Here is an 11,242-nt window from a genome sequence, read left to right on the forward strand (position 1 = left end):
GGTGACGCGGGCGCAACATTATGGCAGTCTTGGCGCAATCTGAAGCCCATGAAGAAAAATGTAAATAAGGAATGATTTATGACGATTGTGCGCATTGATGCCGAAGCACGTTGGTCTGACGTGGTTATCCATAACAACACGTTGTACTACACCGGCGTACCGGAGAACCTGGATGCAGATGCCTTTGAACAAACTGCAAATACGCTGGCACAAATTGATGCAGTGCTGGAAAAACAGGGTAGCAACAAGTCACGAATCCTTGATGCCACCCTTTTTCTGGCAGACAAAAGTGATTTTGCCGCAATGAATAAAGCCTGGGATGCGTGGGTCGTTGCCGGTCACGCGCCGGTACGTTGTACGGTACAGGCCGGGTTGATGAACCCGAAATACAAAGTCGAGATCAAGATTATCGCTGCGGTTTAAGCAGCGTTACTCGTCTTCATCTTCAAAACGCGCCACGATCCGTTCACCGGTATGGCTGGCGCGTAGCTCTTCAGCAACCAGAGCAATCGCCTGTCCGCTGCTCATCCCCTGCGACATCAGTTCCTGAATACGCTCTACTGCTTTTTGCTGCTGCTCATGACTGAGTGAAGGTAAACCTGCAAACATTGTTAACTCCTGCTAAATTGTCTGCGCTAATTATTTCATGCTACCGGGCAGTTAGCCAGTAGAGTAGCAACGAGTCAGGACTGATGAAGACGTTATCTCCCGCAGTAATCACATTACCCTGGTGTCAGGACGCCGCTGAACGCTATTTTTCGACCTTAAGCCAGCATCCGTGGGCGATGCTGTTACATTCAGGTCATGCCGATCATCCGCATAACCGTTTTGATATTCTGGTCGCCGACCCCTTAGCGACGCTGGTCACGCGTGCTCAGGAGACTGTGGTCAAGGACAGGCAAGGCATTTTGCGCACGCCTGATGACCCGATGACAGTATTACATTCAACGCTAACCGCCCTGGCTATTCAGCCTGAATATCATCCCGACTTGCCGTTCCAGGGCGGCGCACTGGGTCTGTTTGGCTACGATCTGGGCCGCCGCTTTGAATCGCTGCCGAATATCGCCGAATGCGATATCGCCCTGCCGGATATGGCCGTCGGTATCTATGACTGGGCGTTGATTGTCGATCACCAGCTACAAACTGTATCACTGCTTAGCCATAGCGATGTGCATGCCCGTCTGGCGTGGCTCGAAGATCAACTGCCGCCTGTACGCGAGCCCTTTACATTAACGTCGGTATGGCGCTCGAATATGAGCCGTGCGCAATACGGCGAAAAGTTTCGTCAGGTGCAGCACTATCTGCACAGCGGCGACTGCTATCAGGTCAACCTGGCCCAACGTTTTCAGGCACAGTATCAGGGCGATGAATGGCAAGCGTTTGTGCAGCTCAATCGCGCCAACCGCGCACCATTCAGTGCGTTTATACGCCTGGAAGACGGGGCGATCCTCAGCCTGTCGCCGGAGCGCTTTATCCAACTGGAAAATCAGCATATCCAGACGCGCCCCATCAAAGGCACGCTACCCAGACTGGACGATCCTGATGCCGATCGCCAGCAAGCCGACAAGCTGGCAAATTCACCAAAGGATCGGGCGGAAAACCTGATGATCGTCGATTTGATGCGTAACGATATCGGACGCGTCGCCGTTCCAGGCTCGGTTAAGGTTCCGGAACTGTTTGTGGTTGAACCCTTCCCGGCCGTACATCATCTGGTCAGTACCATCACCGCACGTTTGCCACAGACGCTGCACGCGACCGATCTATTACGTGCAGCCTTCCCTGGTGGCTCCATTACGGGCGCACCAAAAGTGCGGGCAATGGAAATTATTGATGAGCTGGAGCCACAACGTCGTAACGCCTGGTGCGGCAGCATCGGTTATCTGAGCTTTTGCGGCAATATGGATACCAGTATCACCATTCGCACCCTGACAGCGACCGGCGGGCAGTTGTACTGTTCAGCTGGCGGCGGCATTGTAGCGGACAGTCAGGAAGACGCGGAATATCAGGAAACATTTGATAAAGTGAATCGTATTTTGCATCAACTGGAGAACTGACACGTGGAAAACAGCAGCCTGACGCTTGATGATTTTTTATCGCGTTTTCAACTCCTGCGCCCGCAGGTAAATCATGATGCGCTAAACCAACGCCAGGCCGCCGTACTGATCCCTATCGTCCGTCGCCCGCAGCCAGGGTTGCTATTAACTCAGCGCTCCGTTCATTTGCGAAAACATGCCGGGCAGGTCGCTTTTCCCGGGGGCGCGGTGGACAGCAGCGATGCTTCGCTGGTTGCCGCCGCACTGCGTGAGGCCGAGGAAGAAGTCGCAATTCCGCCTTCATCCGTTGAGGTCATTGGCGTACTGCCGCCGGTTGATAGTGTGACCGGGTTCCAGGTCACACCGGTGGTGGGTATCATCCCGCCCAATTTACCGTATCGAGCCAGTGAAGATGAGGTTTCAGCGGTGTTTGAAATGCCGTTGGCGCAAGCCCTGCATTTAGGTCGTTACCATCCCCTCGATATCTACCGTCGTGGCGATTCACATCGTGTGTGGCTTTCCTGGTATGAACACTATTTCGTCTGGGGAATGACCGCCGGAATAATTCGTGAGCTGGCGCTGCAAATTGGCGTGAAGCCCTGACTATACTTATCTTTACGCACACCATAGACAACTTGAAACTCAAGTCACAACATTAGTAAAACCGCGGTTATCTATTAGTTTAATTCATGTGAATAGTTAAGCCGATCGCCGCGTTCCCTCTTACACTATGCGCAGTTATAACATCGTTACTGGAAAGCCCAGTCGCCCTGTAGGAGTATTATCGTGATTAGTCTATTCGACATGTTTAAGGTGGGGATTGGTCCCTCATCTTCCCATACCGTAGGGCCTATGAAGGCGGGTAAACAGTTCGTCGATGACCTGGTCGAAAAAGGATTACTGGACAGCGTTACCCGTGTTGCCGTCGACGTGTATGGTTCACTGTCGCTCACGGGTAAAGGTCACCACACCGATATCGCCATTATTATGGGTCTGGCGGGCAATGAGCCTGCTACCGTTGACATTGACAGCATCCCCGGATTTATCCGCGATGTAGAAGCGCGTGGACGCCTGCTGCTTGCACAGGGTCAACACGAAGTGGATTTCCCACAGAATGACGGCATGCGTTTTCACAACGGCAATTTGCCGTTGCATGAAAACGGAATGCAGATCCATGCGTACAACGGCGAAACCGTCATTTACAGCAAAACGTACTATTCCATTGGCGGTGGGTTCATCGTTGATGAAGAACATTTTGGCCAGGATGCACCGAATGAGGTCAGCGTACCTTATCCGTTCAAATCCGCGACCAAAATGCTGGAATACTGCAACAGCACCGGTCTGTCTCTCTCTGGCATGGTGATGCAGAACGAACTCGCACTGCACAGCAAGAAAGAGATTGAAGATTACTTCGGCAACGTCTGGCAAACCATGCAGGCCTGTATCGATCGAGGGATGAACACCGAAGGCGTTCTGCCTGGACCGCTGCGCGTTCCTCGTCGTGCATCCGCCCTGCGTCGTATGTTGGTCTCCAGCGACAAGCTCTCCAACGATCCGATGAACGTGATCGACTGGGTGAACATGTTTGCGCTGGCCGTTAACGAAGAAAACGCTGCGGGTGGCCGCGTAGTAACAGCACCCACTAACGGTGCCTGCGGGATCGTGCCTGCCGTTCTGGCTTACTACGATCACTTTATTGAATCTGTCAGCCCGGATATCTACACCCGTTATTTCCTGGCGGCGGGGGCAATTGGTGCGTTGTACAAGATGAACGCCTCTATCTCTGGCGCCGAAGTAGGCTGTCAGGGTGAAGTCGGTGTGGCATGTTCCATGGCTGCTGCTGGTCTGGCTGAGCTACTGGGCGCGAGTCCGGAACAAGTTTGTGTGGCTGCCGAGATTGGTATGGAGCACAACCTGGGCTTAACCTGCGATCCGGTTGCCGGACAGGTGCAGGTTCCGTGCATTGAACGTAACGCTATTGCGTCCGTGAAGGCGATTAACGCCGCACGTATGGCAATGCGTCGTACCAGCGCACCGCGCGTCTCGCTGGATAAAGTCATCGAAACAATGTACGAAACAGGCAAAGATATGAATGCCAAATACCGCGAAACATCACGCGGTGGCCTGGCAATCAAAGTCCAGTGTGACTAATACTTAATTTTCGCCCATCTGCGACGGATGGGCGAATTTACCCCTTCTCGCTCGTCTACTGTAATTTTCCCCACTACACTTGCTCTGTTGCTGTTGGCTTCTGGGACCAACGGCTTATCGGGCGGCCCGCATGCAAACAGCACAACGGATCATTCAAAACTATCGCCGTAATCGCTTAATCGTCTGCACAATATGTGCACTACTGACGCTCATTCTCACATTAACGGTCCGATTTATTTCGGAGCGTAATATAAATCACCGTTACACCGTCACTTTTGCTAATCATGCCGTTGAAGCACTGGATGATGTGCTGCTCCCACTGCAGGCCGGGCGCGATATGCTGCTCCCGTTGATTGGTCTTCCCTGTTCTGTGGCGCGTTTACCCTTGAGCAAGCATGCTGCCAGACTACAAACAGTGCGCTCCATCAGTCTGATTCAGGGGGGGATTCTTTATTGCTCCAGTATCTTTGGCTATCGCAATGTGCCTATCCGCCAAATTCAACCTGAATTACCTAGCCGGGAGGCACAACTTCTGTTGTCCACCGACCATTCGCTGATTAAAGGTAGTCCTATTCTGACGCAGTGGTATCCGGCCTCCGCGGATGGCGAAAATGGGGTGGTGGAAATCGTCAATATTGATTTATTGTCGACCATGCTGCTGGAACCCCAACCACCGCAAATCACCAACGCCAGTTTAACCGTCGGTAACCGCCACCTGCTCTACGGACAAGGTGTTGTCGAGACCTTGCCTGCACTGAACGATGAAAAACGTTATCAGCTTTCATCGCAACATTTCCCCTTCACGATCAGCGTCACCGGCCCAGGTGCCAGTGAATTGGCGATCAAACATCTGCCGACACAACTACCGCTGGCAGTGATCCTGAGCCTGTTGGTGGGATATCTTGCCTGGCTGGCAACCGCCAGCAGGATGAGTTTTTCCTGGGAGATTAATCTGGCTCTCGCGGCGCACGAGTTCGAGTTGTTTTGTCAGCCACTGCTGAACGCACAGACCCAGCAATGTATGGGTGTAGAAATTCTGTTACGCTGGAACAACCCGCGCCAAGGCTGGATTTCGCCGGAAGTGTTTATTCCTATCGCCGAAGAGCACAACCTGATCGTCCCCCTTACCCGTCATGTCATCGCAGAAACCATTCAGCAACGACACGTTTTTCCGATGAGTAGTCAGTTTCATATCGGTATCAATGTTGCCGCCAGCCATTTCCGCCACGGTACGCTGTTAAAAGACCTCAATCAGTACTGGTTCAGCCAGCATCCCATCCAGCAACTGGTTATTGAATTGACCGAACGCGATGCCTTACTGGATGTGGATTATCGGATCGTGCGCGAGTTGAATCGCCTCGGCGTTAAGCTGGCGATTGACGATTTTGGTACCGGAAACAGTTCGCTCTCCTGGCTGGAAAAATTGCGCCCGGATGTGCTGAAAATTGATAAATCATTTACTTCGGCGATCGGAACCGACGCCGTGAATTCAACCGTCACAGACATCATTATCGCGCTGGGAAAAAGGCTGAATATCGAACTGGTGGCTGAAGGCGTAGAAACGCAGGCACAGGCGCAGCATTTACGCCGTCATGGCGTACATATCTTGCAGGGTTTTTTGTATGCGAAACCGATGCCGCTTCGTGATTTTCCCAAATGGCTGGCGGGCAGTACACCACCACCCGCCAGACATAACGGGCGCCATATCATGCCCATTATGCCGTTTCGCTAACCCCGCTTACTCGTCTTCGTCGTGAGCGGGTTGTTCTTTAACAATGCGAACTAAATCCACACGATAGTCATTGGCTTCGACAATCGTAATGCTCAGCGGTGCGACCTCAATAACATCGCCTACACGCGGGATGTGACCGTTAGCCGCAATCACCAGCCCAGCTACGGTGGCGATGTCTTCGTCCTCATCCACCAGCGTATCCACATCCAGCGCCTGTTGTAGCGCGTGCAGATCGGTTCCCCCTTTCACCAACCAGCCACCGGCGTCAGCAATGATTTCAGGGGTTTCATCAGCATCCGGGAACTCACCAGCGATCGCTTCTAATACGTCCAGCGGTGTTACCAGCCCCTGCACCACACCAAATTCGTTAGTAACGATGACAAAGCTACCGCGGGCACGACGCAGCACGCCTAGCAGATTAATCGGGTCCAGCGTTTCCGGGACGACAATTGCCGGCGAGGCAGACGCAATCGCTGCAACATCCACACCATCTTCCAGCGCCACCAGCAGCTCTTTAGCACGCACGATACCGATAATTTCATCAAGCTCGCCACGACACACCGGGAACAGGCTGTGTGGAGAAGAAAGCAACTGTTCGCGAATTTCCGCTACGCTCAGATCGGCGTCGACCCAACTAATTTCACCACGAGGTGTCATGATGCCGCGTAATGAACGGGATGCCAGTGAGAGAACACCGTTGATCATATAGCGTTCTTCTTCCACAAACGCGCCTTCCGGGACCGGAACGGGCACCGGATTGTCGGATTCCATCTGCACGCTGGCCTGACGTTTACCCCCCATCAGACGCAAGATTGCATCCGCAGTACGCGCACGAAGCGGCAGTGTCGACTGGTGGCGAATAAAGTTACGACGGGCAATCTGGTTAAACAGTTCGATAATAATTGAGAAGCCAATCGCCGCGTACAGATAACCTTTCGGAATATGGAAGCCAAACCCTTCGGCAACCAGGCTCAAACCGATCATCAGCAGGAAGCTCAGACACAGCACCACAACCGTCGGATGTTGGTTTACAAATCGCGTCAGCGGCTTCGACGCCAGCAGCATCACCGCCATCGCAATAACCACCGCCGCCATCATCACCGGCAGATGGTTGACCATACCGACAGCAGTAATGACCGCATCCAGTGAGAACACCGCATCCAGGATAACAATCTGCGTCACCACGACCCAGAAACTCGCATAGCCTTTTGACTGCCCGGTATCGTGTTCACGGTTTTCCAGCCGCTCATGCAGCTCTGTCGTAGCCTTGAACAAGAGGAAGATACCCCCCAGCAGCATAATCAGATCGCGCCCTGAGAACGCATAGTCCATTACCGTAAACAGCGGTTTTGTCAGCGTCACCATCCACGAAATAACAGACAGCAGGCCCAGACGCATAATCAGCGCCAGTGACAAACCAATGAGACGCGCTTTATCTCGCTGTTTCGGTGGCAGCTTATCGGCAAGAATTGCAATGAAGACCAGGTTATCGATACCCAGAACAATTTCGAGAACAACAAGCGTGAGCAAACCCACCCAAATCTGCGGGTCCATTAAGAGTTCCATGACAAGCTCCTGCTTAAGGAATGATCAAACTGCGCCCTGAACATCTCAGGCGTTAAAGCAATATGCAGATAAAGTTTGTGGCAAAAAGTGCCAAACTGACAGGCTTGATACAGCCTAAAGGTGAAATGACGTCGGTGACGATCCATATGGTGGGCTACTGCCCTATACTCCTGAGTAATTAAACAGATGCTAAACATAACAGAGACAACTGGTTTTTAGCAAAGATTTACCTTCCTTTGCAATAAGTTGTTTCGGAGATATTTCACCCTTCGAAATTTCTTATGATCGGAAGTTAAATTACGGATCTTCATCACATAAAATATTTTTTTCGATATCTAAAATAATTCACGAAAATCATAGGTTTTTCTTTGTAACCCTTATCTGAATCGATTCGATTGCGGACGAGCGATTCAAAATGCATCTTCACGTTGATGTGTTAACGATAATAAAGGAGGTAGCAAGTGACCATTGCTATTGTAATAGGCACACATGGTTGGGCTGCAGAGCAGTTACTTAAAACAGCAGAGATGTTGTTAGGCGAGCAGGAAAACGTCGGCTGGATCGATTTCGTTCCAGGCGAAAATGCCGAAACGCTGATTGAAAAGTATAACGCTCAGTTAGCAAAACTGGATACCAGTAAAGGCGTGCTGTTTCTCGTTGACACATGGGGAGGCAGCCCGTTTAACGCTGCAAGCCGCATTGTCGTCGATAAAGAGCATTACGAAGTTATCGCAGGCGTGAACATTCCCATGCTGGTAGAAACCTTCATGGCGCGTGACGACAACCCCAGCTTCGACGAATTAGTCGCACTGGCGGTTGAAACGGGTAGCGAAGGCGTAAAAGCGCTGAAAGCAAAACCTGTTGAAAAAGCCGCACCTGCCCCCGTCGCAGCACCTAAAGCAGCGGCACCCGCGAAACCGATGGGCCCGAACGACTATATGCAGATCGGCCTCGCGCGTATTGATGACCGTTTAATCCACGGTCAGGTGGCAACCCGCTGGACCAAAGAAACAAACGTAACGCGCATTATTGTCGTCAGCGATGAAGTCGCTGCTGATACCGTGCGTAAGACGTTGCTGACTCAGGTCGCACCGCCAGGTGTTACAGCACACGTGGTTGATGTCGCGAAAATGATCCGCGTCTATAACAACCCGAAATACGCTGGTGAGCGTGTAATGCTGCTATTCACCAACCCTACCGATGTAGAACGCATCGTCGAAGGTGGCGTAAAAATTACCTCTGTTAACATTGGCGGCATGGCATTCCGCCAGGGTAAAACGCAGGTAAACAACGCGATTTCGGTGGATGAAAAAGACATCGAAGCCTTCAAGAAACTCAACGAACGCGGTATTGAGCTCGAAGCCCGTAAGGTTTCTACCGATCAGAAACTGAAAATGATGGATTTGATTGCCAAGGCGAAATAACCACCTGGCATTTACTTAGTTTTCACACTTAAGTCTGTATAGCAATAGGAGAAGTACAATGGAGATTACCACTCTTCAGATTGTGCTGGTGTTCATCGTCGCATGTATCGCGGGTATGGAGTCGGTACTCGATGAATTTCAGTTCCACCGTCCATTGGTGGCCTGTACGCTGATTGGTGCCGTTCTCGGGGATATGAAAACCGGTATTATCATCGGTGGTACCCTGGAAATGATCGCTCTGGGCTGGATGAACATCGGTGCTGCGGTTGCGCCTGATGCCGCGCTGGCTTCCATTATCTCTACCGTTCTGGTTATTGCCGGTCACCAAAGTATCGGTGCTGGTATCGCGCTGGCTATCCCGCTGGCAGCAGCAGGCCAGGTTCTGACCATTATCGTTCGTACCATCACCGTAGCCTTCCAGCACGCGGCGGATAAGGCGGCCGAAAACGGCAACCTGACGGCGCTCTCCTGGCTGCACGTTTCCTCCCTGTTCCTGCAGGCTATGCGTATCGCTATCCCGGCGGTAATCGTAGCGATTTCTGTCGGTACCAGTGAAGTTCAGAGCATGCTGAACGCGATTCCGGAAGTCGTTACCGGCGGCCTGAATATTGCGGGTGGCATGATCGTCGTGGTCGGTTATGCGATGGTCATCAATATGATGCGCGCAGGCTACCTGATGCCGTTCTTCTACCTTGGCTTCGTCACCGCGGCATTTACTAACTTCAACCTGGTTGCTCTGGGTGTGATTGGTGCCGTAATGGCCATCCTCTACATTCAGCTGAGCCCGAAATATAACCGCGTAGCCGGTGCGCCAGTACAGGCGGCGGGTAACAACGATCTTGATAACGAACTGGACTAGCAGGTGAGCGAAATGGTTGATATGACTAAAACTACCACCGAGAAAAAACTCACTCCGAGTGACATTCGTGGCGTGTTCATTCGTTCTAACCTGTTTCAGGGTTCATGGAACTTCGAACGTATGCAGGCGCTGGGCTTCTGTTTCTCCATGGTACCGGCTATCCGCCGCTTGTACCCGGAAAACAACGACGCACGTAAGCAGGCTATTAAGCGTCACCTGGAATTCTTTAACACCCATCCTTATGTAGCGGCACCGGTTTTGGGCGTTACACTGGCAATGGAAGAACAGCGTGCGAATGGCGCAGAGATTGATGATGGTGCTATCAACGGTATCAAAGTTGGTCTGATGGGGCCACTGGCAGGCGTAGGTGACCCGATTTTCTGGGGTACAGTGCGCCCGGTATTCGCCGCGCTCGGCGCGGGCATCGCAATGAGCGGTAGTCTGCTTGGGCCTTTGCTGTTCTTCATCCTGTTTAACCTGGTACGTCTGGCAACCCGTTATTACGGTGTAGCATATGGCTACCGTAAAGGTGTCGATATCGTTAAAGATATGGGCGGCGGCTTCCTGCAGAAATTGACTGAGGGGGCGTCAATCCTCGGTCTGTTTGTTATGGGGGCCTTGGTTAACAAGTGGACACATGTGAATATCCCACTGGTGGTTTCCACTATCACCGGTCAGGATGGCCAGACGCGTGTGACCACCGTGCAGACAATCCTTGACCAGCTGATGCCGGGCCTGGTTCCTCTGCTGCTGACCTTCGCCTGTATGTGGCTTCTGCGTAAGAAAGTAAACCCGCTGTGGATCATCGTTGGTTTCTTCATCATCGGTATTGCGGGCTACGCTGTCGGCCTGCTCGGCCTGTAAGACTGTTGTAAATCACCGGGGGCTTGCCCCCGGTTTTTCTATTTAGAGGGCTGAGGATTCATGACTATCACGGACCTGGTGCTGGTTCTTTTTATCTTATCGCTGCTGGCGTATGCCATTTACGATCAGTTCATCATGCCCCGCCGTAATGGCCCCACTCTACTTACTGTTGCCCTGCTTCCACGCAGTCGAGTCGACAGCGTTATCTTCATAGGCTTGATTGTTATTCTGATCTACAACAACATCACCAGCCACGGAGCACAATTCACCACATGGTTATTATGTGCACTGGTGTTAATGGGGTTGTATCTGTTCTGGATCCGTACGCCCAAAATTATTTTCAAACAAAAAGGTTTTTTCTTCGCCAATGTCTGGATTGAATATAACCGGATTAAAGAGATGAATTTATCAGAAGATGGTGTACTGGTGATGCAATTAGAGCAGAGACGATTGCTTATCCGCGTACGAAATATAGACGACCTGGAGAAGATATATAAACTTCTCATTTCAAACCAATAACTTACAAATATAGCCTGAACTATGTTTTTTATATCTCAGTGAAAAACAAACATAGCTAAGGCTATATCCCCCCCGCCCATATGTTATTTAACTT

12 protein-coding genes are annotated in these 11,242 nt (G+C 51.6%); 9 read left to right on the forward strand and 3 right to left on the reverse strand.

The genetic code is table 11. The annotated features are described in order from the left end of the window. The first annotated feature begins 78 nt into the window (after positions 1-78). A complete protein-coding gene (locus NNO08_RS05875) occupies positions 79-423 on the forward strand; it encodes a RidA family protein (RefSeq protein WP_042307863.1) in 345 nt (114 codons plus the stop codon). Between the two features lie 6 nt (positions 424-429). On the opposite strand, the gene NNO08_RS05880 is transcribed toward NNO08_RS05875, so the two are convergent. Further along, the gene (locus tag NNO08_RS05880; RefSeq protein ID WP_003020986.1) at positions 430-609 is read right to left on the reverse strand and encodes a YoaH family protein; all 180 of its coding nucleotides are present in this window, start codon (positions 607-609) and stop codon (positions 430-432) included. A gap of 83 nt (positions 610-692) precedes the next feature. On the opposite strand from NNO08_RS05880, the gene pabB reads away from it, so the two are divergent. The 4 genes from pabB (at position 693) to NNO08_RS05900 (ending at position 5,916) form a co-directional block, all read left to right on the forward strand. Further along, entirely contained in the window at positions 693-2,054 is a 1,362-nt protein-coding gene (gene pabB, locus NNO08_RS05885; protein ID WP_271456338.1) for an aminodeoxychorismate synthase component 1, read from the forward strand. A 3-nt stretch (positions 2,055-2,057) separates the two neighbouring features. Next, entirely contained in the window at positions 2,058-2,636 is a 579-nt protein-coding gene (locus NNO08_RS05890) for a CoA pyrophosphatase (RefSeq protein WP_271456339.1), read from the forward strand. 183 nt (positions 2,637-2,819) lie between these two features. Next, positions 2,820-4,184, forward strand: a complete 1,365-nt coding sequence (gene sdaA / locus NNO08_RS05895; RefSeq protein WP_271456340.1) for an L-serine ammonia-lyase — start codon at positions 2,820-2,822, stop codon at positions 4,182-4,184. Positions 4,185-4,314: 130 nt separating this feature from the next. Next, on the forward strand, positions 4,315-5,916 hold the full coding sequence (locus NNO08_RS05900) for an EAL domain-containing protein (RefSeq protein ID WP_271441526.1): 1,602 nt from the start codon (positions 4,315-4,317) through the stop codon (positions 5,914-5,916). Between the two features lie 6 nt (positions 5,917-5,922). On the opposite strand, the gene yoaE is transcribed toward NNO08_RS05900, so the two are convergent. Together yoaE and NNO08_RS23160 are read right to left on the reverse strand one after the other, a co-directional pair. Then, on the reverse strand, positions 5,923-7,482 hold the full coding sequence (gene yoaE / locus NNO08_RS05905) for a CNNM family cation transport protein YoaE (protein WP_048211405.1): 1,560 nt from the start codon (positions 7,480-7,482) through the stop codon (positions 5,923-5,925). Next, positions 7,470-7,679, reverse strand: coding sequence for a protein YoaL (locus NNO08_RS23160; RefSeq protein WP_442870703.1), 210 nt, complete (start codon positions 7,677-7,679; stop codon positions 7,470-7,472). The genes yoaE and NNO08_RS23160 overlap by 13 nt, the downstream gene beginning before the upstream one ends. 264 nt (positions 7,680-7,943) lie before the next feature. On the opposite strand from NNO08_RS23160, the gene manX reads away from it, so the two are divergent. From manX to NNO08_RS05925, 4 genes are read left to right on the forward strand one after another with little or no spacing between them, the layout of a single operon-like run. Continuing rightward, positions 7,944-8,906 carry a PTS mannose transporter subunit IIAB gene (manX, locus tag NNO08_RS05910; protein ID WP_005122176.1) on the forward strand — a complete coding sequence of 321 codons (963 nt, stop codon included), beginning with the start codon at positions 7,944-7,946 and terminating at the stop codon, positions 8,904-8,906. A gap of 58 nt (positions 8,907-8,964) precedes the next feature. Next, positions 8,965-9,765 carry a PTS mannose/fructose/sorbose transporter subunit IIC gene (locus NNO08_RS05915; protein WP_005122174.1) on the forward strand — a complete coding sequence of 267 codons (801 nt, stop codon included), beginning with the start codon at positions 8,965-8,967 and terminating at the stop codon, positions 9,763-9,765. Positions 9,766-9,777: 12 nt separating this feature from the next. Further along, positions 9,778-10,629, forward strand: coding sequence for a PTS mannose transporter subunit IID (locus NNO08_RS05920; RefSeq protein WP_006684184.1), 852 nt, complete (start codon positions 9,778-9,780; stop codon positions 10,627-10,629). A 60-nt stretch (positions 10,630-10,689) separates the two neighbouring features. Next, entirely contained in the window at positions 10,690-11,148 is a 459-nt protein-coding gene (locus tag NNO08_RS05925; RefSeq protein ID WP_137381631.1) for a DUF986 family protein, read from the forward strand. Positions 11,149-11,242 lie beyond the last annotated feature (94 nt).

This window comes from Citrobacter sp. Igbk 17, assembly GCF_028069775.1.
Taxonomy (GTDB): Bacteria; Pseudomonadota; Gammaproteobacteria; order Enterobacterales; family Enterobacteriaceae; genus Citrobacter.

Coding starts and splice junctions, on each gene's coding strand:
- NNO08_RS05875 (WP_042307863.1), top strand. CDS start 79: ATGACGATTGTGCGCATTGATGCCGAAGCACGTTGGTCTGACGTGGTT.
- NNO08_RS05880 (WP_003020986.1), bottom strand. CDS start 609: ATGTTTGCAGGTTTACCTTCACTCAGTCATGAGCAGCAGCAAAAAGCA.
- pabB (WP_271456338.1), top strand. CDS start 693: ATGAAGACGTTATCTCCCGCAGTAATCACATTACCCTGGTGTCAGGAC.
- NNO08_RS05900 (WP_271441526.1), top strand. CDS start 4,315: ATGCAAACAGCACAACGGATCATTCAAAACTATCGCCGTAATCGCTTA.
- yoaE (WP_048211405.1), bottom strand. CDS start 7,482: ATGGAACTCTTAATGGACCCGCAGATTTGGGTGGGTTTGCTCACGCTT.
- NNO08_RS23160 (WP_442870703.1), bottom strand. CDS start 7,679: ATGTTTAGCATCTGTTTAATTACTCAGGAGTATAGGGCAGTAGCCCAC.
- NNO08_RS05915 (WP_005122174.1), top strand. CDS start 8,965: ATGGAGATTACCACTCTTCAGATTGTGCTGGTGTTCATCGTCGCATGT.
- NNO08_RS05920 (WP_006684184.1), top strand. CDS start 9,778: ATGGTTGATATGACTAAAACTACCACCGAGAAAAAACTCACTCCGAGT.
- NNO08_RS05925 (WP_137381631.1), top strand. CDS start 10,690: ATGACTATCACGGACCTGGTGCTGGTTCTTTTTATCTTATCGCTGCTG.